Genomic DNA, 23488 nt, shown 5'->3' with positions numbered 1-23488 from the left:
TAGGGATGAATGTGGACTTAATTTTTAAAATCGCTGCCATTGGCATTTTGGTCTCAGTGCTCAACCAGGTGCTGGCCCGGTCTGGACGGGATGAGATGGCCACCATGACCACCCTGGTGGCTCTGGTGGTGGTGCTGATGATGGTGGTGCAGGAGATCAGCGCCCTCTTTGACCTGGTGAAGACCTTGTTTGACCTATGAGCCAGATGGTCATGGTGTCGGGGGGCGTGCTGGTGGCGGTGGTGTGCGGGGTGGTGGTGCGCAAGCAGGCCCCGGAGATCGCCCTGGTGCTCACCCTGTGTGCCGCCGTGGCCGTGTTGGTGGCGGTGTCTGGCGAGTTGGGGCTGATTGTGGGCTATATCCAACGGTTGGCCGAAGCGGGCGGAATCTCTCAGGAGCTCATCGCCCCGGTGATGAAGACCACAGGCATCGCCATGCTGTGCAAATTCACTGCCGACTTTTGCCGGGACGCCAAGGAAAACGGCCTGGCCAGCGCCGTGGAGCTGGCGGGGACGGTGTTGGGCCTGGTGGCGGCCATGCCCCTGCTCCAGGGGGTGCTGTCGCTGCTGGAAGAACTGCTGAGTTAGGAGGGGAGAACATGCGGTGGATGTGGGCGCTGTGTCTGGCGCTGCTGCTGTGTGTGGTTCCGGCCCGGGCCGTCTCCACAGACCAGGTGTTGGAGGGCCAGGAGGACGCTCTGGGCATTGAGGAGATGGAGCGGGAGGCCGAAAAGCAGGGGGGCAGCGCCGTCTATGGGGAGAGCCTGGACGAAGGACTCCAGAGCCTCGTGGAGACGGGAAAGGGGGAGATGTTCGGCATCGTCCGGGCTGGGGTGCGTTCGGCCACCATCCTCTTTGTCATTCTCTTGCTGTGCGGACTGGCCCAGACGGTGTACGACGCTGGTGGGGGAAATGAGATTCCGGTGGTGTCCCTGGCGGGAGCTCTGGCGGTGACGGTGGCAGCGGTGGCGGACATGTCCTCCCTGTTGGGGTTGGGGTGTACCGCCATGGAGCGCATGACCGCCTTTGCCACGGTGCTGCTGCCGGTGGTAGCGGGGGCCACCGCCGCCACCGGGGCCATTGCCGGAGCGGCGGCCCGTCAGATGGCGGCGGCGGGGTTTTCCAGCCTGTTGATGAACGTCATCCAGCGGGTGCTGCTGCCCATGGTCTACGGGTATGTGGCAGCCAGTGTGGCGTGGGCGGCTCTGGGCAATCCGGGGCTCAAGCAGATGGCCGGGTGGCTGAAATGGGTGGCCACCTCGGTATTGGTGGTGCTGATGATGGTGTTTGTTGGATATTTATCCATGAGCGGGGTGGTCTCCGGTTCGGTGGACGCCATGTCCATGAAGGTGGCCAAGTTCGCCATCTCCGGGGCCATTCCGGTGGTGGGGGGCATTTTGTCCGACGCCTCGGAGACCATTTTGGCCTCAGCTGGGATATTGCGCAGCTCGGTGGGGGTGTTTGGCATGGTGACGATTTTGGGGATCTGCCTGGTGCCGGTGCTCCAACTGCTGGTGCACTATCTGCTCTATAAGCTGGTGGCGGCCCTGGCGGCCACCATGGGCCAGAGCCGGGTGTGCGGACTGGTGGAGCAGATTGGCGGGGCCTTTGGTCTCATCATGGGGATGACCGGAGCCTGTGCGCTGCTACTGTTGGTGACTCTGGTGTCCTCGGTATCGGCGGTGACCGGATGAGCGGCTGGATGGAGCAGTGGCTGCTGGGTGTGGCCTGTGCGTCCATTGTGATGGTGGTGTCCGGGGCCCTGGTGAAGGGGGGTGGCGGACAGCGGGTGTGCAAGCTGGTGGGCAGCCTGCTGCTGTTGCTGGTGACCCTGGGGCCCATGGTGGGCATGGAAGAAGAGGACTGGCAGGAGATGCTGCAATGGGATACTCGGGCCATGGAGGAGGCAGAGGAGGCGCTCATGGAACAAAATCAATTGCTGTATGAATCCATCATAGAGGAGGAAACCGGCGCATATATTTTGGACAAGGCGGAATCGCTGGGTGTGACGTGTCAGGTGGAGGTGGTGGTTGCATGGGATGACGAGATACCGCAGCCGTGGTCAGCCTGCTTAACAGGGACCTGGACCCAGGCGCAGAGAGACGCCCTGGCGGACATGATGCAGGCGGACCTGGGGATTCCCTATGAGCGCCAGAGCTTTGAGGTGATATCGGGGTGAAGTGGAATTGGAACATGCCCAATGGAGAGCAGTGGCGCAGCTGGCTGCGGCAATACAAGCTGGTGCTGGTTCTGGCCGTGGTGGGGCTGGTGCTGGTGGCCTGGCCAACCCAGCATACCGCTACCTCGGGCCCGGACGCCCAGGGCCAGGAGGCAGAGGAGGAGTCCTTCTCGGTGGAAGAGCTGGAACAGCGGCTGGCTCAGGCCATCTCCCGCATCCAAGGGGCGGGGGACGCCACGGTGCTCCTCTCCCTGGACCAGGGGGTGGAGCGGGTGCTGGCTGAGGACCGGGTGGAGGAGCAGGGAGAGAAGGAGAGCTCCCAGGAGCAGACCACGGTGATCTGCGACGGGGAGGATGGAGAGGAAGTGGTTCTGCTGACCCAGTATTACCCCAGTTTTCGAGGGGCGCTGGTGGTGTGCCCAGGCGGGGACGACCCCCAGGTGCAGCTGGCCATCACCCAGGCGGTGTCGGCCCTCACCGGGCTGGGCTCGGACCGGATTACCATATGTGCGGGCGACTGAATTCGATGTCATTTAGGAGGTAGAAGGATGAGCGTTTGGAAACGCAATGCAGTGGTGTTGGCCATCGTGTTGTTTGTGGGGGTGGCGGTGTATCTCAACTGGTCCTACAACAACCAACTCACCGGAGAGGGCAGCGGCACCGACGGCAGTGACGGCAAGGTGCTGGGCCAGACCACCCTGGTCAATGGCGTGGACGAGGAGCAGGATGGAGAGACGGCAGAGGGCCAGACGGAGGAGGAGACGGGCAGCGGCTACTTTGCCAGCGCCCGGCTCAACCGGCAGCAGGCCCGGGACAGCGCCCTGGAGCTGCTACAGGAGGCGGCAGCCGACGAGAAGGCGGACCAGAAGGTGGTGGATGAGGCCAACGCCTCCATCCAGACCATGGCCGACGACACCCTCTCGGAGGCCCAGGTGGAGAACCTGGTCACCGCCAAGGGATACGGAGACTGTGTGTGCTTCATTGGGGAGGACGGAGTCAACCTGGTGGTGTCCTCCACAGACCAGGGACTGAGCGAGACGGACATTGCGAAAATCGTGGAGATTGTGCGGGAAGAAACGGGACTCAGCGCAGATCAGATCAAGATCATTGAGGCCAAACCCTAGAAAAACAGGATTGTATTTTAGGCCTTGCGGTGGTATAATGTCTCCAGTTATCTGAAACCGGGCGGACGTTTGGCTGCCCTGACAACGAAGAAGGAGCGTGAGGCAGTATGGCCGAAGGCAAGGAATATATCTCCCGCCAGGAAGAGCTGGGAAGTGTGAACATCTCTGAGGAGGTTCTGGCCGTCATCGCCGGGGCGGCAGCCATGGAAGTGGACGGCGTGAGTGCTCTGGGCACCACCCTGACCAACGACGTGGCGGCTCTGGTGACCCGCAAGAGCGTGGCCAAGGGCGTCCACCTGGAGGTGGAGGGCGAGGCCGTGATGGTGGACGTCACCATCCTGGTCAAGTACGGCTACGTGGTGCCCGAGGTGGCCAAGAACGTGCAGGACGCCATTCAGAACGCGGTGATGAACACCAGCGGCCTGGACGTGTCCGGGGTCAATGTCACGGTGTCCGGCGTGACCTTCCAGAAGTAAACAAAACAAGGCGGAGCCGCTGCGTGGGATGCGCAGCGGCTCTTTTGCGTTTTGCACAGGGAATCTGCGGGGAATGGGGCTGGGTTGCCCATTTGTCCAAATTCGTCGCAGGGGGCGGGAAAGGGGTTTTCTTTTCCCACCATTGCGTGTATAATCAATGTATATACACATTGGGGGAGTATACCCCTTTTAGATTAGGCGGCGGGTGAGCCGCGAAAGGATGAAGGTTCCATGACCAGAAAAACAGCCCGGGAAATTGCGATGCATCTCACCTTTGAGCTGGCGTTTTCCAACCTGAAGGCGGACCAGCTGCTGGAGCGGGAGCTGACGGAAGAGGCCTTTGCAGCCAGAGGCCAGGAGGAAGAGCTGTACGCCCAGTTCCCCGGCGAAGGGCTCAAAGAGTATATTGTCACCCTGGTGCGGGGGGTGGCCGACCACGGTGCCGAGCTGGACGGCTACATTGAGCGCCACGCCAAGGGATGGCGGTTCTCCCGCATCGACCGGGTGGCGGCGGCCATCATGCGCTTGACCATGTACGAGATTTTGTACATGCCCGATGTGCCCAACAAGGTGGCCATCAACGAAGCAGTGGAAATTTCCAAGAAGTACCTGGATGAGGACGTGGTGCGGTTTGTCAACGGTATCTTGGGCGCATTCGTCCGGGAGGAGTTTCCCCAGGAACAGGACTGACGAGAAGACAACGAGGGAGGGGACAAGGATGGCAGGAATGTGTTTGGGATTTGACACCAGCAACTATACCACGTCGGCGGCGGTGTTTGACGGCAGAGTGGGGGTAAACCACGGCCGTCTCCTGACGGTGCAAGAGGGCTCCCTGGGTCTGCGTCAGAGCGAGGCAGTGTTTCAGCACGTCAAGCGGCTGCACCTGATGACCGAGGCGCTGCGGGCCGAAGGGGCCATCGGAGAAATCCGGGCCGTGGGCGCCTCCACCCAGCCCCGGGAAGTGGAGGGGTCTTACATGCCCTGCTTCCTGGTGGGCGAGGGACAGGGGCGGTCTCTGGCCGCCGCTCTGGGCGTGCCCTTCTATCCCTGTTCCCATCAGCAGGGCCACATTGCGGCGGCTGCCTGGTCGGCGGGGCGGGAGGACCTGATGGACCAGCCCCACCTGGCCTGGCACCTGTCCGGCGGCACCACCGAGTTGTTGGTGGTGCATCCCCACGGGCACACCGTCCAAGCCCAGCTCATCGGCGGCACCTCGGACATCTCCGCGGGCCAGCTGGTGGACCGCATCGGCGTCATGCTGGGCCTGGACTTCCCGGCGGGAAAGGCCATGGACGTGCTCAGCCGGGACTCTCAGGAGGAGAAGTACTTTGTGGTGAAGACCAAGGAGGGCTCCTTCTCCCTGTCCGGCATGGAGAATAAGATCAAGGGCATGGCAGAGGCCGGGGTAGCCCCCGCCGACGTGGCCCGATTCACCTTTGAGACCCTGGCCTCGGTGCTGGCCCGCACCACCGCCTGGGCCCAGAAAAAATACGGAAACCTGCCGGTGCTGTGTTCCGGCGGCGTGGCCTCCAACTCTCTGCTGCGCAGTCGCCTGGAGCCTCTGGGGGCCATCTTTGCGCCGCCCCAGTACTCCACGGACAACGCCCTGGGTGTGGCCATCCTGGCCCACCGGGCGGTGGAACGGGGGATTGAGCCGTGAGCGGCGCCCAACTACCCGTCTATTCCGTCTCCCAGGTCAACGGGTATCTCAAGGAGCTGGTGGACGGCGACCCGCTGCTGCGGGGACTGCTGGTGCGGGGCGAGGTGTCCAACTACAAGTGTTACCCCTCCGGGCACCACTACTTTTCCCTCAAGGACGAGCAGGGGAGCATCCGCTGCGTCATGTTCCGGGGGGATGCGGCCCGGCTGCGCTTTAAACCCGTCAACGGCCTGTCGGTGATCGCCTACGGCCGGGTGTCCGTCTATCCCCGGGATGGCCAGTATCAGCTGTACTGTACCCAGCTGATGGAGGATGGGCGGGGAGCCCTGGACCGGGCCTTCGAGGAGCTGAAAAAGAAGCTGGAGGCCCAGGGCCTCTTTGACCCGGCCAAGAAGCAGCCGTTGCCCGCCTATCCCAGGCGAATCGCCCTGGTGACTTCCCCGGCGGGGGCTGCGGTGCGGGATATGATTCGCATTCTGCGCCAGCGCTGGCCCCTGACTGAGGTGTTGGTGGTGCCGGTGCGGGTGCAGGGGGAGGGGGCGGCAGAGGAGATCGCCGCCGCCATCCACCAGGTGAACAACCGAGACGACATCGACCTCATCATCACCGGCCGAGGCGGTGGCTCCCGGGAGGACCTGTGGGCCTTCAACGAGGAGCCGGTGGCCTGGGCCATTGCCCTGTCCAACATCCCCGTCATCTCGGCGGTGGGCCATGAGCCGGATGTGACCATCTCCGACTACGTGGCGGATCTGCGGGCCTCCACTCCCTCCAACGCCGCCGAACTGGCGGTGCCCGACCAGCAACAGGAGCGGCAGCGGCTGGAGGGGCTCACCTTCCGGCTGAGACAGGCCATGGAGGTCCAGCTGGACCGGGACCGGAAGGAACTGCGACGTCTGGAGCAGAGCCGGGTGCTGCGCAACCCCGTGGCGGTGGTGGACGACCAGCGCATGCGTTTGGATGGGGTGCAGCGCCGTTTAGCCATGGCCTTGGAGCGCACCCTGCGCCGGGGCCGAGTGGAGTTGGCGGGGCTGGCGGGCCGAGTGGATGCCATGAGCCCGCTGAAGGTGCTCAGCCGGGGCTATGCCATTGCCAAGGCAGAGGGCCGGGCGGTGACCACGGTGGAGCAGGTACAGCCTGGCCAGGCCATGGACGTGCTGGTGGCAGATGGCGTGTACCACTGCCGGGTGGAAGAAAAGGAGGAACAGCAGTGGCGGTAAAGAAGAAGAGCTTTGAGGAATCCATGAAGCGGCTGGAGGAGATTGTCTCCCAGCTGGAACGAGGCGAGTCCAGCCTGGACCAGTCGCTGAAACTGTTTGAAGAGGGGACCGGTCTGGCCGCCCACTGCACCCAGATGCTGGACCAGGCCGAGCAGAAGGTCCGCCTTCTGCTGGGCGGAGAGGCTCAGGAGGAGGTCCCCTTCCAGGAAGGAGAACAAAACGATGGACTATGAGGCACAATATGAGCAGGCCCGCCAGATGGCGGAGCAGGCCCTGAAAGAGAGCCTTTTGGATATGGGCCCCCACCAAGAGCTGTTGCAGGCTATGCGGTACAGCCTGTTGGCCGGGGGCAAGCGGATTCGTCCGGTGCTGGTGCTGAAGTTCTGTGAGGCCCTGTGCGGGTCCATGGAGCCCGCTGTGGACTACGCTGTGGCAGTGGAGATGCTTCACACCTATTCCCTCATCCACGATGACCTGCCCTGTATGGATAACGATGACCTGCGCCGGGGCAAGCCCACCTGCCACAAGGTGTACGGCGAGTGCACCGCTGTGCTGGCCGGAGACGCCCTCCAGGCGGAGGCCTTTTCCCGGCTGGCCACCTCCCGGCGTACCCAGCGTGTGGAATCCAACGGCGAGGCCTGTGCGGTGCTGGCCCAGGCGGCGGGTGCCATTCAGGGCATCTGCGCCGGGCAGTACCTGGACATGAACGGGGACAACCAGACCGAGGAGCGGCTGAACCTGGTGCACAGCTGGAAGACGGCGGCCCTTCTCAAGGCCGCCTGTCTGCTGGGCCTCACTGCCTCCCCGGTGGCCCCCACCATGGCACAGTGGAAGGCGGCCAAGGAGTACGCCCAGGGCCTGGGTATGGCGTTCCAAATTCGGGACGACATGCTGGACGAGGAGTCCACCACCCAGCAGCTGGGCAAGCCCGTGGGGTCCGACCGGGAGAACGGCAAGGTGACCTATGTGACCCTGTACGGCCTGGACTCCTGCCAGGAGCTGGTGCAGCGGTATACCCACCGGGCCAAGCTGGCGGTGCAGGAGGCGTTCCCGGACAGTAGCGAGTTCCTCTGTGCTCTGGCGGATGCCCTGGCCAAGCGGGACCACTAAAAAGGGAGGTATACGCCATGATCTCACCCATCTTATTTCTGGCTGTGGCCGCCTGGGCCATTGCCCAGGCGTTGAAGATGCTCATCTCCGTGGTGGTCTACCGCAAGGTGGACTGGAGCTACCTGTTTACTGGGGGCGGAATGCCCAGCTCCCACTCGGCCCTGGTGTGTGCCTGTGCCTCCGGCATCGGCATGACCGCCGGGTTTGACCAGCCGGTGTTTGCCCTGGCGGTGGTGGTGGCCTTTGTGGTGATGTACGACGCCGCCAACGTCCGCAAGGAGACGGGAGAGCAGGCCAAAATCCTCAACTACATCATGAAAAACTGGGATGAATACAAGCCCGAGCTGTTTGCCGAGGAGCTCAAGGAGCTCATCGGCCACACCCCGCTGCAAGTGGCAGCCGGGGCGGTTCTGGGTGTCGTCGTGGGGACAGCTGGAGCGTATTTTCTGCTGTAACCCCCATACAGGAAGGAGTGGAGCCGCGTGTTGCCTCAGCAATACAGCGAGATGACAGACCAACAGGCCAGACAGCTGTGCCAGCAGCTGCGAGTACAGATGATCCAGACGGTCTCCAAGACCGGGGGACACCTGGCCTCCAGTCTGGGCGTGGTGGAGATCTTGGTGGCGGTGCACCGGGTCTTTGACCTGGATGTGGACCGTCTGGTCTTTGACGTGGGCCACCAGTGCTACGCCCACAAGCTCCTCACCGGGCGGGGCTCGGCCATGAACACCCTGCGGAAGTTCGGCGGCCTGTCCGGCTTCCCCAAGCCCCACGAGAGCCGGGCGGACGCCTTCATCGCTGGCCACGCCTCCAACTCGGTGTCCGTGGCCCTGGGCATGGCCCGGGCCCGCACCGTCAACAAGGAAGACTACAGCGTGCTGGCCCTCATCGGAGACGGCGCGCTCACCGGCGGCCTGGCCTTTGAGGGCCTGGCCGATGCGGGCAGCAGCGGCGAGCCCCTCATTGTCATTCTCAATGACAACGGCATGTCCATCACCAAAAGCGTGGGCGGCGTGGCCGCCCACCTGTCCCAACAGCGCCTCAAACCCCAGTACCTGCACCTGAAAAAGCTCTACCGCAGCGTCACTGGGAAAAATGCCGTGGGACAAGCGGTTTACAAGGTCACCCACCGGGCCAAGAAGATGGTGAAGGACGCCATCTTGGGCTACTCCATGTTTGAGGACATGGGCTTTACCTACCTGGGCCCTGTGGACGGCCACGACGTGAGCTACCTCACCCGGATGCTCCGCTACGCCAAGGAGCTCAATTGCCCGGTGTTGCTCCATGTCAAGACTGTAAAGGGGAAAGGCTATACACCGGCAGAGCGCCAACCGGACCAGTTCCACGGGGTGGGCCCCTTTGACGTGGAGAAGGGGCTGGCGGTGTCCAAGGCAGGGGGTACCAACTTCTCCTCGGTGTTTGGGGAGACCATGTGCCAGCTTGCCGAGGAAAAACCGGAGCTGGTGGCCATCACGGCAGCTATGCGGCTGGGCACTGGCCTGGACGAGTTTGCCCGCCGCTATCCCCAGCGATTCTTTGACGTGGGCATCGCTGAGGGCCACGCGGTGGCCATGACCGGAGGTCTGGCCAAGCAGGGAGCCCTGCCGGTGTTTGCGGTGTACTCTACGTTTTTGCAGCGGGGCTATGACATGCTCATCCACGACATGGCCCTGCAAAACCTCCACGGCATCCTGGCCGTGGACCGGGCGGGCCTGGTGGGAGAGGACGGCGAGACCCACCACGGTGTGTTTGACGTGGGCTTTTTGTCCACGGTGCCCGGGATGCAGATTTTGTGCCCTGCCAGTTTTGCCGAGTTGCGGGCCATGCTCCGCCATGCGGTGTGTGAGATGACCGGCCCGGTGGCCATTCGCTATCCCCGGGGCGGGGAAGGGCAGTGGACCCAGATGGCCGGGGTGGACGGCACCACGGTGATTCAGGAGGGCACCGACGTGACCTTGGTGGCCTATGGCACCATGGTAGACCAGGTGCTCCAGGCCGCCCAGCTCTTGGAGCAGCGGGGACATTCTGTAGCGGTGGTAAAGCTCAACAGCATCCGTCCCCTGGATATGGGCCCCATCCGCCGCCTGTGTGAGAAAACCGGGCGGCTCATTGTAGCCGAGGAGTGCAACGACTCCGGCTGCGTGGGACGTACCATCATCTCGGAACTGGCTTTGGCCGGGGTACCTGTGAAGGCGGCCCTGGTGAATCTGGGAGACCAGTTTGTGCCCCAGGGCTCGGTGTCCCAGCTGCGGGAGATGACCGGCATCGACGGGGCAGGAATTTGTCAAAAAGCAATGGAGGTGATCGCCAATGGCTAAAAAACGCTTGGATGTGCTGATGGTGGAGAAGGGGCTGGTGGAGAGCCGCCAAAAGGCCCAGGCCATCATCATGGCCGGACAGGTTTATTCTGGGGAGAAGCGCCTGGACAAGGCGGGGATGACCCTGGATGAGGATACGGCCCTAGAGGTGCGGGGCCAGACCCTGCGCTACGTCAGCCGGGGCGGGTTGAAGCTGGAGAAGGCTATGAAGCACTTCCCCATCGACCTTAAGGGCAAGATAGCGGCGGACATTGGCGCCTCCACCGGAGGCTTTACCGACTGTATGCTGCAAAACGGGGCGGCCAAGGTGTACGCCGTGGACGTGGGCTATGGCCAGCTGGCCTGGTCTCTGCGCAGCGACGATCGGGTGGTAGTGCTGGAGCGCACCAATGCCCGGTACCTGTCTCATAACGAGATCCCCGACGTGCTGGACTTTGCCTCCATTGACGTCTCTTTTATCTCTCTGAAGCTGATTCTCCCCGCTCTGCGCCAGCTCATGAGCGAGGACGGGGAGGTGGTGGCCCTCATCAAGCCCCAGTTCGAGGCCGGACGGGAGAAGGTGGGCAAAAAGGGCGTGGTCCGGGACCCTTCCGTCCACCTGGAGGTGCTGGAGCACTTCACCCAGCATGCCGCCGAGGCGGGCTTTACCGTCAAGGGCATTGACTTCTCTCCCATTCGTGGCCCAGAGGGCAACATCGAGTATCTGGGGTATATGCAGGCCAAGCCGGGAGAGCCGGAGTGGGGCGACCTGGAGGACCTGGTGCGTCGCTCCCACGCCCAGCTGGAAGGAGAGAATCCATGAAGGTGCTACTCAGCCCCAACCCCTACCGGGACCGGGGGCTTAAAACAGCCATGACCGCCAAGCGGATTTTGGAGGACAACGGGGCCCAGGTGGTCATCTGCCTGCCTTTTGACCTGGAGGACTCCAGCCGGGTCCACCTGCCCGCCCATCAGCCCTTTGGGCAGATGAGCGCCGAGCTGGAGGACACCGATGTGCTGGTGTGCTTTGGCGGGGACGGCACCATCCTCCACGCCGCCCGGGACGCCAACGCCCACCAGATTCCGGTGCTGGGCATCAATCTGGGCAGCGTGGGCTTTATGGCGGAGTTGGAGCAGCATGAGCTGTCCATGCTCAGCCGCCTGACGGCAGGGAAGTACACCATTGAGAAGCGGATGATGCTGGACATCACCGTGCGCCGGGACGGGCGGCGGGTGTTCTCCGAGACCGCCCTCAACGACGCTGTGGTCACCAAGGGCACTTCGGTGGCCCGGGTGCTGGACTTGCAGGTGACAGGAGACCGGACGGTGATCTCCTCCTTTTCCGGGGACGGAGTGGTCATTGCCACCCCCACCGGGTCCACCGCCTATTCTCTGGCGGCAGGAGGCCCCATTGTGGAGCCCACAGCGGAGAATATGATCATCACTCCCATCTGCGCCCACTCCCTCCACGCCAAGCCCTTTGTGCTGGGCAGTGAGCGGTCGGTGGGGGTGCGGCTGGCCCCAGGCAGCCGGAAAAATGCCAGCCTGTCGGTGGACGGCGGCCGGGCTTTCAAGGTCCAGCCGGGGGATTGGGTGGAGTGCCGCCGGTCCCGCCACGTGACCCGGCTTGTGAAGCTCACCGGACGGACCTTCTACGAGGTTATCAATCAGAAATTGGGAAAGGCGTGAGAGGATGAAGTCAAAGCGACAGTCGGAAATTCTGCGTATCATCGCCGAGCAGGACATTGAGACCCAGGAACAGATGCTGGAGAGCCTGCGGGCGTGTGGGATTTTGGCCACTCAGGCCACCATTTCCCGGGACATAAAAGAGCTGAACCTGGTCAAGCAACCCACCGGGGCCGGGACCTACAAGTACGTGGTGGCGCAAAACAAACAGCCTCACCACAACTTTGCCGGCCGTCTGCGCAACATTTTCAAGGAAGGCGTCACCTCCTTTGACGTGGCCCAGAACATCGTGGTGGTCAAGACCATGCCCGGTCTTGCCTCTGCGGCAGGAGCCGCCCTGGACGGGATGGATATCGACGGATTCGTGGGCTCTCTGGCCGGGGACGACACGGTGATCATCATCATGCGCACCAACCACCTGGCGGAAGAATTTTGTCGAGAAATGGCGGCCATGCTGGACTGAGAGCAGGCGCCAAACGGGGAGATTTGATATGCTTTCCTTGCTTCACATTGAGGATATTGCGGTGATTTCCCAGGCGGAAATCGCCTTTGGAGAGGGATTTAACGTGCTTACCGGCGAGACGGGAGCGGGTAAATCCATTGTGGTGGACGCCATCGGCGCCATCATCGGCGGGCGGACCAGCCGGGACCTCATCCGCACCGGGGCCAAGTGTGCCCGGGTGACGGGGGTGTTTGGCGGACTGCCCGCCTTAAACTGGTTTGAACAGTACGGCATTGCCCCTGATGAAAACGGGGAGCTGCTGGTGGAGCGGGTCATCCACCCGGACGGGAAAAACACCTGTCGGGTCAACGGGCACCCGGTGCTGGTGACCCAGCTGCGGGAGCTGGGCAGCCAGCTTTTGAACATCCACGGCCAGCACGACGGCCAGCAGCTCTTAGACGAGGAGACCCACCTGGAGAGCCTGGATAACTTCGCCCACCTGGCTCCCCAGCGCCAGAATTACACTGCGGCCTATGAGCGTGTGAAGGACCTGCGGGCCCAGCTCAAAGCGGTGCAGATGGACGAGGGGGAGAAGGCCCGGCGCATGGACACCCTCCAGCACCAGATTGGAGAGCTGGAGCGGGCCCAGCTGCGGGTGGGTGAGGAGGCGGAGCTCACCGCCCAGCGGGAGATTCTCCGCAACGCCGAGCGCATCACCGATGCCGTGGACCAGGCGTGGCAGGCCCTCACCGGGGGCGAGATGTCCGACGGAGCGGTGGCCCTGTTGACAAGCGCCGAAAACGCCCTGACCCAGGGGGGGCGGTACAGCGCCGAGCTGTCCGAGCTGGCCCAGAAGGTGTCCCAGTTGCGCTACGCCGCCGACGATGTGGCGGAACTGGTGCGGGACGCCCGCAGCGGCCTGGACTTCTATCCCGGCCAGCTGGACGACGTGGAGGAGCGGCTGGACCTGCTCCACCGCCTCAAGCGCAAGTACGGAGCGGACGAGGAGGAGATGCTGGCTTATCTGGACCGGTGCCAGACCGAGTTGGACAACATCCAGTTCTCCGACGAGCGCCGGGAGAAGCTGGAGCGGGAAGTGGCCCAGGCGGTGCAGGCGGCCCAACAGGAGGCTGAACAACTGTCCAAGGCCCGTCAGAAGGCGGCCAAGGAATTGTCCCGGCGCATTCAGCAGGAGCTGTCCGACCTGGACATGCCCCGGGTGCGGTTTGAAGTGGAATTTGGCCCCGTGGAAGGGGAGGACGGCCTCAATGAGTTCGGCATGGACCGGGTCCGGTTCCTCATGTCCGCCAACCTGGGGGAGGATTTGAAGCCCATCAACCGCATCGCCTCTGGCGGCGAGCTCAGCCGCATCATGCTGGCGCTGAAAAACGTGCTGGCCGAGACCGACTGCGTTACTACTATGGTCTTTGACGAGGTGGACACCGGAGTATCCGGTCGAGCCGCCACCAAAGTGGCCCAGAAGCTCAGCCAGGTGGCCCGGGGCCGCCAGGTGCTGTGCGTCACCCACCTGCCCCAGATCGCCGCCATGGGCGACGTGCACTTCTCGGTGGAGAAGGGGGAGCGGGATGGCCGCACCTACACCCGGGTGGAGCAGTTGGACCGGCCACGCCGCCGGGAAGAGCTGGCCCGCCTCAGCGGCGGCGCTTCCACCGCCATCCTGTTGGAAGGGGCGGAGGAGTTGCTGCAAAAGGCGGAAGCCTGGAAACAGACACAAGCATAACCATACACGGAGGAACTCACCCATGATACGCGCGATCTTTTTTGACATTGACGGCACCATGGTCTCGTATAAAAACAAGATCATGTCCCAGCAGCTCCGAGACGACCTGTTTGCCCTCCAGCGGGCGGGCATTCGTATTTTCGTCTGTTCCGGACGGGCACCCCAGGACCTGGAGAGCACCGGAATGCTGCGGGATGTGGTGTTTGACGGTTATATCACCTTGAATGGTCAGTGCTGCTTCAATGCCCAGGGGGTATATCGGGATAACCCCTTGCCCCTGGAGGACCTGCGAAACGCCAAGGATGTGCTGGAGGCCCACCCGGAACTGGCTGCCCTGGTGGAGGAGAACGGGGTGAGCTATCTCACCTGCCACAATCGACGGGTGGACGAGGTGTTCGAGTTTTTGCACACCAAGCAGTACCCCGTCCTGTCCCCCCAGCGGATGCTGGAGGGCAAAGTGTATCAGTTCATTCCCCTGGTCAACCAGGAGGAGGAGCACCTGTTCGTCTCCGTCATGCCCGGGTGCAGCTACAGCCGCTGGCACCCTCTGGGCATTGACGTGATGTCCAAAGGCGAGGGCAAGGCCGATGGCATTCGGGCCACCATGGCCCACTACGGCCTGAGCCCCGAGGAGACCATGGCCTTTGGCGACGGAGAAAACGACCTGACCATGATGGCCCTGGTGGGAACCAGCGTGGCCATGGGCGGGGCAGACCAGCGGGTGAAGGCATTGGCGGATTACGTCACCGCCACCGTGGAGGAGGAGGGCATTTCCAAGGCCCTGCGACACTTCTCGCTGCTGCCCGCAGAAAGCGTTTGACAACCACAGACAACTGTGCTATCATCAGTGACAATGCAGAGAAGAGGAGAAGTATCTCCCCAGACCGCTGCCCAGAGAGCTTCCGGTGGGTGCAAGGAAGAGAGCGTCGGGGAGGGAATACACCTTGGAGCAGCCTTCTGAAACGGCCCCCTTGGGGCTGCAAGTAGGAACGGACGGGTGCGCCCGATATTGCGCGTTGGAGTTTGAAGAAAAACTCCCTGAGGCCGACTTTCGTGAGGAAGCGGCAAACAGAGGTGGTACCGCGTTGTTTCACGCCCTCTGTCCTACGGGACAGGGGGTGTTTTTTTGTCAAAAGAAAAGGAAGAACACAGTGGTGTGGTGCTGGTATTTCTGGCGGCCATCCTGTACAGCTTGGGTGGGGTGTGTATCAAGGTGATCCCCTGGAGCGGCATGTCCATCAACAGCGGGCGCAATCTCATCGCCCTGGTGGTCATCGGCCTCTACCTGTGGCGGGTGGGACATCGGCCCCGGTTCAATCCCTGGATTGGGCTGGGTGCTGTGGCCATCTGCGGCACCAACACCCTGTTTACCTTGGCCAACAAGATGACCACGGCGGCCAACGCCATTGTGCTGCAATTCACTGCCCCCATCTTCGTGCTGCTGCTCACCGCCCTGGTGTGGCGGAAGATGCCCCGGAAGGGCGAGTTGGTGGCCTGCGGTGTGGTGGTGCTGGGCGTGCTGTGCTTTTTCGTGGACAGCCTCCAGGCAGGGGGCATGGGGGGCAACGTGGTGGCCCTGCTGTCCGGGTTCAGCTATGCGGGCGTGTTTCTCCTCCAGGATATGCCGGACTCCGACCCCATTTCCTCGGTGTTTTGGGGCAATGTGGGCAGCGCCCTCATCGGGCTGCCTTGGCTGATGGGGGAGACAAACGTTAGCTCGGTGACTCTGTTGAGTCTGGTGGTGCTGGGTGTGTTCCAGGTGGCCCTGGCCTACATCCTGCTGACCTTGGGCCTGGCCCGCACCTCGGCGGTGACGGCCAGCCTGGTGTCGGGCATCGAACCTATCTTGAACCCCATTCTGGTGGCCCTCATTTACCACGAGACCATCGGTCCCGTGTCCCTGGTGGGTGCGGTGATCGTCGTTGGCGGCGTGGTTGGGTATAATGTGTGGAAGACCAAAGCCGACGGGGCCCAGGCCGTGGCGGCAAAATCATAACAAAGGAGTAGACCAAATGAAATTGTACGACGAACTGGTGGCCCGTGGCCTCATCGCCCAGGTCACCAACGAGGAAGAAATTCGAGAGATGATCGACAACGGCAAAGCTACCTTCTACATCGGCTTTGACCCCACCGCCGACTCCCTCCACGTGGGCCACTTCATGGCTCTGTGCCTGATGAAGCGGCTGCAAATGGCGGGCAACCGCCCCATCGCCCTCATTGGCGGCGGCACCGGCATGGTGGGCGACCCCTCCGGCCGCAGCGACATGCGCACCATGATGACCCCTGAGACCATCCAACACAACTGCGACTGCTTCAAAAAGCAGATGGAGCGGTTCATCGAGTTCGGCGAGGGCAAGGCCATGATGGTCAACAACGCCGACTGGCTGATGAACCTCAACTACGTGGAGCTGCTGCGGGAAGTGGGCGCCTGCTTCTCTGTGAACAACATGCTCCGGGCCGAGTGCTACAAGCAGCGCATGGAGAAGGGGCTGAGCTTCCTGGAGTTCAACTACATGATCATGCAGTCCTACGACTTCTACTACCTGTTCCAGCACTACAACTGCAACATGCAGTTTGGCGGCAACGACCAGTGGTCCAACATGCTGGGCGGCACCGAGCTCATCCGCCGCAAGCTGGGCCAGGACGCCCACGCCATGACCATCACCCTGCTGCTCAACAGCGAGGGCAAGAAGATGGGCAAGACTGCCGCGGGTGCCGTGTGGCTGGACCCCAACAAGACCAGCCCCTACGACTTCTACCAGTACTGGCGCAATGTGGAGGATGCCGACGTGCTCAAGTGCATCCGTATGCTCACCTTCCTGCCTCTGGAGCAGATCGACGAGATGGACCAATGGGAGGGCAGCCAGTTGAACCGTGCCAAGGAGATCCTGGCCTACGAGCTCACCGCCCTGGTCCACGGTAAGGAGGAGGCAGAGAAGGCCCAGGCCGCTGCCAAGGCCCTGTTTGCCGGCGGCGGGGACCGCTCCAGCATGCCCACCACCACCCTGTGCCAGGACGACTTCTGCGAGGGCAAGATCGGCCTTCTGGACCTGCTGGTCAAGTGTGGCCTGTGCCCCTCCAAGGGTGAGGCCCGCCGCTTGGTGCAGCAGGGCGGCGTGTCCGTCAACGACGCCAAGGTCACCGACGTCAACGCCCAGTTCTGCTGCCAGGACTGCGGCGCCGACGGTGCCATCATTAAGAAGGGCAAGAAAGTGTTCCACTGCGTGAAGATTGCCGAATAAGAAAAAATCCTCTTGGACAGCAGCTGCTGTCCAAGAGGATTTTTTTACACCAAATAGGACATATCGTAGAGGCCGGGGGCCTGTACCCCGGTGAGGAATTTGGCGGCTCGCACCGCACCGCTGGCGAAGACCTCGCGGCTGGCGGCATGGTGGCTGAGTTCAATGACCTCGTCCCGTCCGGCAAAGATCACCGTGTGGTCGCCCACAATGGTGCCCCCACGCACGGCGGAGATGCCAATCTCGTGGGGCCCACGGGGCTGGCGCACATTGTGGCGGTCATACACGTACTCCGGCTCGTAGGGCAGGGCAGAGGCGGCGGCGTCGGCGATCATCAGGGCGGTGCCGCTGGGGGCGTCCACCTTCCGGTGGTGGTGCCGCTCCACGATCTCCACGTCGTAGTCCAGCCCCAGCACCGAGGCGGCCTTCTTCACCAGGTCCAGCAGCACATTCACACCCAGAGACATGTTGGCCGAGCGAAACACGGGGATGTGGGTGGCGGCCTCCGAGATGGCCTCCAGCTGCTGCTGGTCATAGCCCGTGGTGGCCAGCACCACCGGGAGGTTCCGGGCCTGGCACATCTCCAGCAGAGGGGCCAGGGCGGAGGGATGGGAGAAGTCAATGACGGCGTCCGCCTCCACGTCGCAGGCGGCGGGGGAGGAGAACACGGGGAAGTTGGGGTTGGGCTGGCCCAGAATGTCGATGCCCGCCACCACCTCCACCTGGGGGTCCGTGGCGCAGATGTCAGCGACCACACGGCCCATGTGGCCGTTGCAGCCGGAAATGATTATCTTTTGCATGGGGCAGCCCTCACAGAAGACCCATACGGGCCATGGAACTACGCAGGGTTTCCAGGTTCTTCTCGGACATCTCGCACAGGGGCAGGCGCAGTCCGCCCATCTCCATGCCAACCAGGTTCAAAGCGGCCTTGATGGGAATGGGGTTGACCTCCAGGAACAGGGCGTCGATGAGGTCCATGTACTTGATTTGCAGCTTGGAGGCGGCCTCGAAGTCGTTGTCCAGGCACAGCTTGGTCATCTTCACCATCACCTCGGGGATGAGGTTGGAGGCCACCGAGATGACGCCCTTGGCCCCCAGGGCCATCATGGGCACCACCTGGTCGTCGTTGCCCGACCAGATGTAGAAGTCGTCCCCGCACAGAAAACGGGTGTGGGCCAGCAGGGAGAAGTTGCCGGAGGCCTCCTTCACGCCGTTGAACTGGGGGTTCTGGGACAGGTGGCGGTAGGTCTCGGCGGTGAAGGACACGCCGGTACGGCTGGGCACATTGTAGAGGATGATGGGCAGGTCCACCCGGTCGGCGATGTATTCGTAGTGGCGGATGAGGCCGGTCTGGCTGGCCTTGTTGTAGTAGGGGGTGACGTGGAGCAGGGCATCAGCTCCGGAGTCCTGGGCGTGCTGGGACAGATAGACCGCGGCAGAGGTGTCGTTACTGCCCGCTCCGGCGATCACCTTGACCCGGTGGTTGACCCGCTTGACGCAGAACTCCACGGCGGCGATGTGCTCCCGAATGGACATGGTGGCAGACTCGCCGGTGGTGCCGCAGACGCACACGGCATCCACCCCGGCTTCAATTTGCGCGTCGATGAGTTTGCCGAAGGCGTCGTAATTGATGGCGCCGTTTTGGTCAAAGGGGGTGACCAGCGCCGGACAGGAACCGGTGAACACGGGTGTGCGCATAGGGCAACTTCCTTTCTGTTTCAAATTCATGGGTTAGCGGACGGGCTCAATGTACCCCTCCGCGCACAACAGCTCGGCCAGCAGTACCGCGCCGCCAGCGGCGCCCCGCAGGGTGTTGTGGGAGAGGGAGACGAACTTGTAGTCGTACTGGGTGTCGGGGCGCAGACGGCCCACGGAGACGGCCATGCCGCCCTCCAGCTCCCGGTCCAGCTTGGCCTGGGGACGGTCGGGCTCCTCAAAGTAGTGGAGGAACTGCTGAGGGGCGGTGGGCAGCTTCAGCTCCTGGGCCCGGCCCTGATAGGTGCGCCAGGCCTCCTTCATCTGCTCCTCGGTGGGTTTATTTTTAAAAGTGACAAAGACGGCGGCGGTGTGGCCGTTGGACACGGGCACCCGCAGGCACTGGGCGGTGATGGCGGGGGCGTCTGCGTTGACGATGACCCCATTTTCCACCCGGCCCCAAACCTTCAAAGGCTCCTGCTCGCTCTTCTCCTCCTCACCGCCGATGTAGGGGATCAGGTTATCCACCATCTCCGGCCAGGTCTCAAAGGTCTTACCAGCCCCGGAAATGGCCTGATAGGTGCACACCAGAATCTTCTCAATGCCATAGCCCAGCAGGGGAGTGAGGGCGGGGACATAGCTCTGGATGGAGCAGTTGGATTTCACGGCGATAAAGCCCCGCTGGGTGCCCAGCCGCTGTTTCTGGGCGGGGATGACCTCCAGGTGCTGGGGGTTGACCTCGGGAATCACCATGGGCACGTCGGGGGTCCAGCGGTGGGCGGAGTTGTTGGACACCACCGGGCACTCATGGCGGGCATATTCCTCCTCCAGGGCCTGGATGGCGTCCTTGGACATGTCCACAGCGGAGAAGACAAAGTCCACCTGGCTGGCGATGGTCTCCACGTCGTCCTGGGCGCTGAGCAGCACCATGTCCTTTGCTACCTCAGGAATGGGCACGTCCATGGCCCAGCGGCCCGCTACGGCCTCCTCATACCGCTTCCCGGCAGAGCGGGGGCTGGCGGCCAGAACGGTGAGGCGGAACCAGGGGTGGTTGGCCAACAGGGTGACGAAACGCTGGCCCACCATGCCGGTGGCGCCGATGATACCTACTTTGTATTCATGCACGGAAATGACCTCCTCCTGCCCACGGGAAAGAAGTGGTTGAAACGTGGGCGGATGTTGTATTATAATAGAACAGCGTATGCGTCGAGGTAGAGGAACAGACTCTGTCCCCAGAGTTCGACAAAATACTTACTAGACATCATAACATTATCGCATTAAAGTGTCAATTTATCATTTCCATATCCGGCGAAAAAAAGGAAAATTTTTTCGTGTCCCCCGGCCCGCCCCAAGGTGGAAGCGGGGAGGGGACAGAGCATTGTATGTGTGCGCTCAAGAAGGTATGCCGGGGAAATGATGGCGAGGACGGTGGGAAAATTGTGAAAACATCTGATTTTTATTTTGATTTGCCGGAAGAACTCATTGCCCAGACGCCCCTGGAGCGGCGGGACGCCTCCCGGCTGCTGACCTTGGACAAGGTGACAGGCCAGACCCAGCACATGCACTTCTACGACCTGCCCCGTCTGCTGCGGGCGGGGGACTGCCTGGTGCTCAACGACAGCCGGGTGCTGCCCGCCCGTCTGCTGGGCCACCGCAGCACCGGCGGAGCCTGTGAGGTGCTGCTGCTCATCGACCGGGGGGAGAAGGTCTGGGAGTGCCTAGTGCGCCCGGGCAAGAAACTGCACACCGGGGCCAAAATCACCTTCGGCAACGGAGAACTCACCGCCGAGGTGGTGGGGGAAGTGGAGGGCGGCAACCGCCTGGTCCGCTTCGACTACGAGGGCATCTTTTTGGAGACCCTGGAGAAGCTGGGCAAAATGCCTCTGCCTCCCTACATCAAGGAGGAATTGGAGGACTCTGAGCGATACCAGACGGTGTACTCCAAGGTGGTGGGCTCTGCCGCAGCACCCACCGCTGGCCTGCACTTTACCCCGGAGCTGTTGCAGCAGGTCCAGGACATGGGGGTGAAGGTGTGCTATGTCACCCTCCACGTGGGCCTGGGTACCTTCCGCCCGGTGAAGGCGGAGGAGGTCACCGACCACGAGATGCACTCGGAGTACTGCGTCATCTCCCAGGAGACGGCGGACGTCATCAACGAGACCCGCGCCGCCGGGGGCCGGGTCATCTGTGTGGGCACCACCTCCTGCCGCACCATTGAGAGCTGGGCCAACCAGGACGGTACCATGGAGGCCAAGGCGGGGTGGACCAACATCTTCATCTACCCCGGCTACCGCTTCAAGGTGCTGGATGGCCTCATCACCAACTTCCACCTGCCCGAGTCCACCCTCATCATGCTGGTGTCCGCCCTGGCGGGCCGGGAGCATGTGCTGGCGGCTTACAAGGAGGCGGTGGAGAACCGATACCGATTCTTCAGCTTTGGAGATGCCATGTTCATCTCTTGACATGCAGCGAAAAGGAGACACACATGTTTGAATTGTTGAAAACCGAGGGAAAGGCCCGCCGGGGCCAGTTCACCACTCCCCACGGCACCGTCCAGACCCCGGTGTTCATGAACGTGGGCACCCAGGGGGCCATCAAGGGTGGCCTGTCCGCCTTTGACCTCAAGGACATCGGCTGCCAGGTGGAGCTGTCCAACACCTACCACCTCCACCTGCGGCCCGGCGACGACGTGGTGCGCCAGATGGGCGGCCTGCACAAGTTTATGCGCTGGGACGGGCCCATGCTCACCGACTCCGGTGGCTTCCAGGTCTTCTCCCTGTCCGGGCTGCGCAAGATCACCGAAGAAGGGGTGACCTTTGCCTCCCACCTGGACGGGCGCAAGATCTTCATGGGTCCCGAGGAGTCCATGCGCATCCAGTCCAACCTGGGCAGCGACATTGCCATGGCCTTTGACGAGTGTGTGGAGAATCCCGCTACCTACGAGTATGCCAAGGCCTCCTGTGAGCGCACCCTGCGGTGGCTGAAGCGGTGCAAGGATGAGCACGACAAGCTCAACGGCCAGCCCGACTGCGTCAACCCCGGCCAGATGCTCTTTGGCATCAACCAGGGTGCCACCTTCCCGGACCTGCGCATCTGGCACATGCAGGAGACGGCCAAGGTGGAGTGCGACGGCTACGCCATCGGCGGCCTGGCGGTGGGCGAGCCCACCCAAGTGATGTACGACATCATCGACGCCGTGGAGCCCTATATGCCCCAGGACAAGCCCCGCTACCTCATGGGGGTGGGCACCCCCTCCAACATCATCGAGGCGGTGGCCCGGGGCGTGGATTTCTTCGACTGCGTCATGCCTGCCCGCAATGCCCGCCACGGCAAGCTGTTTACCTGGAGCGGGTGGATGAATATGAAAAATGAGCGGTATAAGACCGACGAGTTACCCATCGACCCAGAGTGTGACTGCCCCGTGTGCCGCAACTTCTCCCGGGCCTATGTGCGCCACCTGTTTACTGCCGGGGAGATGCTGGGGCTGCGCCTGGCTGTCATGCACAACCTGTACTTCTACAACAAGCTCATGGAGCGCATCCGTCAGGCCCTGGATGAGGGCACCTTCCAGCAGTTCCGGGCGGAATACTCGGAGAAACTGGCTCAGCGGATGCCCTGACGTCTGGAGCGGAAAATAGGGCTTGTGTTTCAGGGAAAATCCGGGTATAATGACACGTGATGTATCTTTTTACAATCCACACATAGAAGGAGAATCGTTGTATGCCTGCCGAAGCAATGTCTAGCGTTCTTATGATCCTCATCATGATCGCCGTGTTCTACTTCCTGCTCATCCGTCCCGAGAGCAAGAAGAAGAAGGAAGCGGCCGCCATGCGCGCCAGCCTGAAGGTGGGGGACCAGATCACCACCATCGGCGGTATCGTGGGTACCATCTGTGCCATCAAGGAGGAGACCATCGTCATGGAGACCGGCGCCGACCGTGTGCGCATCGAGTTCACCAAGTGGGCCATCTCCAGCAAGGGCACCCAGGCTGAGCAGGATGTCACCACGCAGGAGAAGAAGGACAAGAAGGATAAGTAAGGTCCGCATGAGAAGCAACCCCTTTGCATATGGTGAAATAACCATGTGGAAAGGGGTGCTTTTTTTGCGCAAAGACGATGTGAAACCGGGAGGCCCGACCCAGATGGTTTTGGGCGTGGCTTTGGGGGGCGTGGTGGCCATTGTGGTGGAGCTGCTGGTGCTATTGGCCGGGGCGGCGGCCATTTCCTCCGGGCTGCTGCGGGAGAATGCCCAGTTGCAGCTGGTGGCCATGGCCTGTGTGCTGGGCGGCCTGGTGGGCGGTCTGGTGTGCGCCTGCCGCTGGCCAGCCCGGAAGCTGCTGGGCGGCCTGGCTGCGGGCCTGACCTGTGGGGTACTGCTGTGGATCATCAGTGCGGCCCGGGGCGGGGGACAGGTGCTGGAGGTGCGTGGGCTGGTGGTGCTTACCTCCTGCCTGTGCGGCGGAGCCCTGGCCGGGTTGCTGTGCCTGCGGTTCGGGCGAAAGAAGCCCGCCAGCGTCCGGCGCAGCCGCGTGTGAGGGCGTGGAGAATTTGGCAGAGGGAGCCATTTCCCTCTGCCAAAACCCTTGACATTTGGGGAGAAACTCTCTATAATTCGTAGGAACAAC

The 23488-nt window shown here is 62.6% G+C and carries 28 protein-coding genes and 1 other annotated feature; of the genes, 25 read left to right on the top strand and 3 right to left on the bottom strand.

Annotated features, from left to right (window positions below; all coding sequences use genetic code 11):
• Positions 1-5 precede the first annotated feature (5 nt).
• From spoIIIAC to tyrS, 21 genes are all read left to right on the top strand, one after another.
• The gene (gene spoIIIAC, locus E0L15_RS02115) at positions 6-200 is read left to right on the top strand and encodes a stage III sporulation protein AC (RefSeq protein WP_087229280.1); all 195 of its coding nucleotides are present in this window, start codon (positions 6-8) and stop codon (positions 198-200) included.
• Positions 197-586: a SpoIIIAC/SpoIIIAD family protein gene (locus E0L15_RS02110; RefSeq protein WP_087229283.1), complete on the top strand. Its 390-nt coding sequence runs from the start codon at positions 197-199 to the stop codon at positions 584-586. Before spoIIIAC ends, E0L15_RS02110 begins: the two co-directional genes overlap by 4 nt.
• An 11-nt stretch (positions 587-597) precedes the next feature.
• Positions 598-1692, top strand: a complete 1095-nt coding sequence (locus E0L15_RS02105; RefSeq protein WP_168124397.1) for a stage III sporulation protein AE — start codon at positions 598-600, stop codon at positions 1690-1692.
• Positions 1689-2177 (top strand): hypothetical protein, encoded by a 489-nt coding sequence (locus E0L15_RS02100; protein ID WP_168124396.1) that lies wholly within the window; start codon positions 1689-1691, stop codon positions 2175-2177. The genes E0L15_RS02105 and E0L15_RS02100 overlap by 4 nt, the downstream gene beginning before the upstream one ends.
• Complete coding sequence (locus tag E0L15_RS02095; protein ID WP_168124395.1) at positions 2174-2698, top strand: stage III sporulation protein AG; 525 nt, start codon at positions 2174-2176, stop codon at positions 2696-2698. Before E0L15_RS02100 ends, E0L15_RS02095 begins: the two co-directional genes overlap by 4 nt.
• Before the next feature lie 27 nt (positions 2699-2725).
• The gene (locus E0L15_RS02090; protein ID WP_087369205.1) at positions 2726-3301 is read left to right on the top strand and encodes a SpoIIIAH-like family protein; all 576 of its coding nucleotides are present in this window, start codon (positions 2726-2728) and stop codon (positions 3299-3301) included.
• A 107-nt stretch (positions 3302-3408) separates the two neighbouring features.
• Positions 3409-3777 (top strand): Asp23/Gls24 family envelope stress response protein, encoded by a 369-nt coding sequence (locus tag E0L15_RS02085; RefSeq protein ID WP_168124394.1) that lies wholly within the window; start codon positions 3409-3411, stop codon positions 3775-3777.
• A 231-nt stretch (positions 3778-4008) separates the two neighbouring features.
• A complete protein-coding gene (gene nusB / locus E0L15_RS02080; protein WP_087229301.1) occupies positions 4009-4467 on the top strand; it encodes a transcription antitermination factor NusB in 459 nt (152 codons plus the stop codon).
• A 28-nt stretch (positions 4468-4495) separates the two neighbouring features.
• Positions 4496-5437 carry a DNA-binding protein gene (locus E0L15_RS02075; RefSeq protein ID WP_168124393.1) on the top strand — a complete coding sequence of 314 codons (942 nt, stop codon included), beginning with the start codon at positions 4496-4498 and terminating at the stop codon, positions 5435-5437.
• Positions 5434-6654, top strand: coding sequence for an exodeoxyribonuclease VII large subunit (gene xseA, locus E0L15_RS02070; RefSeq protein WP_168124392.1), 1221 nt, complete (start codon positions 5434-5436; stop codon positions 6652-6654). The genes E0L15_RS02075 and xseA overlap by 4 nt, the downstream gene beginning before the upstream one ends.
• Positions 6645-6887, top strand: coding sequence for an exodeoxyribonuclease VII small subunit (xseB, locus tag E0L15_RS02065; RefSeq protein ID WP_087369202.1), 243 nt, complete (start codon positions 6645-6647; stop codon positions 6885-6887). Before xseA ends, xseB begins: the two co-directional genes overlap by 10 nt.
• Positions 6877-7764 (top strand): polyprenyl synthetase family protein, encoded by an 888-nt coding sequence (locus E0L15_RS02060; RefSeq protein WP_168124391.1) that lies wholly within the window; start codon positions 6877-6879, stop codon positions 7762-7764. The genes xseB and E0L15_RS02060 overlap by 11 nt, the downstream gene beginning before the upstream one ends.
• 17 nt (positions 7765-7781) lie before the next feature.
• Positions 7782-8219 carry a divergent PAP2 family protein gene (locus E0L15_RS02055; RefSeq protein WP_087229318.1) on the top strand — a complete coding sequence of 146 codons (438 nt, stop codon included), beginning with the start codon at positions 7782-7784 and terminating at the stop codon, positions 8217-8219.
• Positions 8220-8246: 27 nt separating this feature from the next.
• Entirely contained in the window at positions 8247-10082 is a 1836-nt protein-coding gene (gene dxs, locus E0L15_RS02050; RefSeq protein ID WP_347565965.1) for a 1-deoxy-D-xylulose-5-phosphate synthase, read from the top strand.
• Positions 10075-10884, top strand: coding sequence for a TlyA family RNA methyltransferase (locus tag E0L15_RS02045; RefSeq protein ID WP_168124390.1), 810 nt, complete (start codon positions 10075-10077; stop codon positions 10882-10884). The genes dxs and E0L15_RS02045 overlap by 8 nt, the downstream gene beginning before the upstream one ends.
• A complete protein-coding gene (locus E0L15_RS02040; RefSeq protein ID WP_087229327.1) occupies positions 10881-11750 on the top strand; it encodes an NAD(+)/NADH kinase in 870 nt (289 codons plus the stop codon). Before E0L15_RS02045 ends, E0L15_RS02040 begins: the two co-directional genes overlap by 4 nt.
• Positions 11751-11754: 4 nt before the next feature.
• On the top strand, positions 11755-12210 hold the full coding sequence (locus E0L15_RS02035; protein WP_087369198.1) for an arginine repressor: 456 nt from the start codon (positions 11755-11757) through the stop codon (positions 12208-12210).
• Positions 12211-12238: 28 nt separating this feature from the next.
• Entirely contained in the window at positions 12239-13930 is a 1692-nt protein-coding gene (gene recN, locus E0L15_RS02030; RefSeq protein ID WP_087229333.1) for a DNA repair protein RecN, read from the top strand.
• Positions 13931-13952: 22 nt separating this feature from the next.
• The gene (locus tag E0L15_RS02025; RefSeq protein ID WP_168124389.1) at positions 13953-14750 is read left to right on the top strand and encodes a Cof-type HAD-IIB family hydrolase; all 798 of its coding nucleotides are present in this window, start codon (positions 13953-13955) and stop codon (positions 14748-14750) included.
• Positions 14751-14779: 29 nt separating this feature from the next.
• Positions 14780-15033: a binding site (T-box leader), on the top strand.
• Positions 15034-15056: 23 nt separating this feature from the next.
• Entirely contained in the window at positions 15057-15926 is an 870-nt protein-coding gene (locus E0L15_RS02020) for an EamA family transporter (protein WP_168124388.1), read from the top strand.
• 16 nt (positions 15927-15942) lie between these two features.
• Positions 15943-17172 carry a tyrosine--tRNA ligase gene (gene tyrS / locus E0L15_RS02015; protein WP_168124387.1) on the top strand — a complete coding sequence of 410 codons (1230 nt, stop codon included), beginning with the start codon at positions 15943-15945 and terminating at the stop codon, positions 17170-17172.
• 44 nt (positions 17173-17216) lie between these two features.
• Here the strand turns inward: tyrS and dapB are convergent, their stop codons facing one another.
• The 3 genes from dapB to asd are packed head-to-tail and all read right to left on the bottom strand — an operon-like array spanning position 17217 to position 19989.
• The gene (gene dapB, locus E0L15_RS02010) at positions 17217-17969 is read right to left on the bottom strand and encodes a 4-hydroxy-tetrahydrodipicolinate reductase (RefSeq protein ID WP_168124386.1); all 753 of its coding nucleotides are present in this window, start codon (positions 17967-17969) and stop codon (positions 17217-17219) included.
• A gap of 10 nt (positions 17970-17979) precedes the next feature.
• The gene (gene dapA, locus E0L15_RS02005; RefSeq protein WP_087229349.1) at positions 17980-18867 is read right to left on the bottom strand and encodes a 4-hydroxy-tetrahydrodipicolinate synthase; all 888 of its coding nucleotides are present in this window, start codon (positions 18865-18867) and stop codon (positions 17980-17982) included.
• Between the two features lie 33 nt (positions 18868-18900).
• A complete protein-coding gene (gene asd, locus E0L15_RS02000; RefSeq protein ID WP_087391390.1) occupies positions 18901-19989 on the bottom strand; it encodes an aspartate-semialdehyde dehydrogenase in 1089 nt (362 codons plus the stop codon).
• Positions 19990-20303: 314 nt separating this feature from the next.
• Between asd and queA the strand changes: the two genes are divergently transcribed.
• From queA to E0L15_RS01980, 4 genes are all read left to right on the top strand, one after another.
• Entirely contained in the window at positions 20304-21326 is a 1023-nt protein-coding gene (queA, locus tag E0L15_RS01995; RefSeq protein WP_168124385.1) for a tRNA preQ1(34) S-adenosylmethionine ribosyltransferase-isomerase QueA, read from the top strand.
• 23 nt (positions 21327-21349) lie between these two features.
• Positions 21350-22483, top strand: coding sequence for a tRNA guanosine(34) transglycosylase Tgt (gene tgt, locus E0L15_RS01990; protein ID WP_168124384.1), 1134 nt, complete (start codon positions 21350-21352; stop codon positions 22481-22483).
• A 101-nt stretch (positions 22484-22584) separates the two neighbouring features.
• Complete coding sequence (gene yajC, locus E0L15_RS01985) at positions 22585-22902, top strand: preprotein translocase subunit YajC (protein WP_242954863.1); 318 nt, start codon at positions 22585-22587, stop codon at positions 22900-22902.
• Between the two features lie 103 nt (positions 22903-23005).
• Complete coding sequence (locus tag E0L15_RS01980) at positions 23006-23398, top strand: TIGR04086 family membrane protein (RefSeq protein WP_168124383.1); 393 nt, start codon at positions 23006-23008, stop codon at positions 23396-23398.
• Positions 23399-23488 lie beyond the last annotated feature (90 nt).

The organism is Pseudoflavonifractor sp. SW1122 (assembly GCF_012027765.1).
In the GTDB taxonomy this organism is placed as follows: Bacteria; Bacillota; Clostridia; order Oscillospirales; family Oscillospiraceae; genus Enterenecus; species Enterenecus faecium.
Note: the sequence above shows the minus strand (reverse complement) of the source record. Positions and strands in the feature narration are given on the sequence as shown.

Coding starts and splice junctions, on each gene's coding strand:
- spoIIIAC (WP_087229280.1), top strand. CDS start 6: ATGAATGTGGACTTAATTTTTAAAATCGCTGCCATTGGCATTTTGGTC.
- E0L15_RS02045 (WP_168124390.1), top strand. CDS start 10,075: ATGGCTAAAAAACGCTTGGATGTGCTGATGGTGGAGAAGGGGCTGGTG.
- tgt (WP_168124384.1), top strand. CDS start 21,350: ATGTTTGAATTGTTGAAAACCGAGGGAAAGGCCCGCCGGGGCCAGTTC.
- E0L15_RS02110 (WP_087229283.1), top strand. CDS start 197: ATGAGCCAGATGGTCATGGTGTCGGGGGGCGTGCTGGTGGCGGTGGTG.
- dapB (WP_168124386.1), bottom strand. CDS start 17,969: ATGCAAAAGATAATCATTTCCGGCTGCAACGGCCACATGGGCCGTGTG.
- E0L15_RS02090 (WP_087369205.1), top strand. CDS start 2,726: ATGAGCGTTTGGAAACGCAATGCAGTGGTGTTGGCCATCGTGTTGTTT.
- E0L15_RS02100 (WP_168124396.1), top strand. CDS start 1,689: ATGAGCGGCTGGATGGAGCAGTGGCTGCTGGGTGTGGCCTGTGCGTCC.
- E0L15_RS02035 (WP_087369198.1), top strand. CDS start 11,755: ATGAAGTCAAAGCGACAGTCGGAAATTCTGCGTATCATCGCCGAGCAG.
- E0L15_RS02105 (WP_168124397.1), top strand. CDS start 598: ATGCGGTGGATGTGGGCGCTGTGTCTGGCGCTGCTGCTGTGTGTGGTT.
- yajC (WP_242954863.1), top strand. CDS start 22,585: ATGCCTGCCGAAGCAATGTCTAGCGTTCTTATGATCCTCATCATGATC.
- dapA (WP_087229349.1), bottom strand. CDS start 18,867: ATGCGCACACCCGTGTTCACCGGTTCCTGTCCGGCGCTGGTCACCCCC.
- E0L15_RS02040 (WP_087229327.1), top strand. CDS start 10,881: ATGAAGGTGCTACTCAGCCCCAACCCCTACCGGGACCGGGGGCTTAAA.
- E0L15_RS02085 (WP_168124394.1), top strand. CDS start 3,409: ATGGCCGAAGGCAAGGAATATATCTCCCGCCAGGAAGAGCTGGGAAGT.
- E0L15_RS02025 (WP_168124389.1), top strand. CDS start 13,953: ATGATACGCGCGATCTTTTTTGACATTGACGGCACCATGGTCTCGTAT.
- nusB (WP_087229301.1), top strand. CDS start 4,009: ATGACCAGAAAAACAGCCCGGGAAATTGCGATGCATCTCACCTTTGAG.
- E0L15_RS02060 (WP_168124391.1), top strand. CDS start 6,877: ATGGACTATGAGGCACAATATGAGCAGGCCCGCCAGATGGCGGAGCAG.
- E0L15_RS02075 (WP_168124393.1), top strand. CDS start 4,496: ATGGCAGGAATGTGTTTGGGATTTGACACCAGCAACTATACCACGTCG.
- E0L15_RS02055 (WP_087229318.1), top strand. CDS start 7,782: ATGATCTCACCCATCTTATTTCTGGCTGTGGCCGCCTGGGCCATTGCC.
- recN (WP_087229333.1), top strand. CDS start 12,239: ATGCTTTCCTTGCTTCACATTGAGGATATTGCGGTGATTTCCCAGGCG.
- E0L15_RS01980 (WP_168124383.1), top strand. CDS start 23,006: ATGGTTTTGGGCGTGGCTTTGGGGGGCGTGGTGGCCATTGTGGTGGAG.
- tyrS (WP_168124387.1), top strand. CDS start 15,943: ATGAAATTGTACGACGAACTGGTGGCCCGTGGCCTCATCGCCCAGGTC.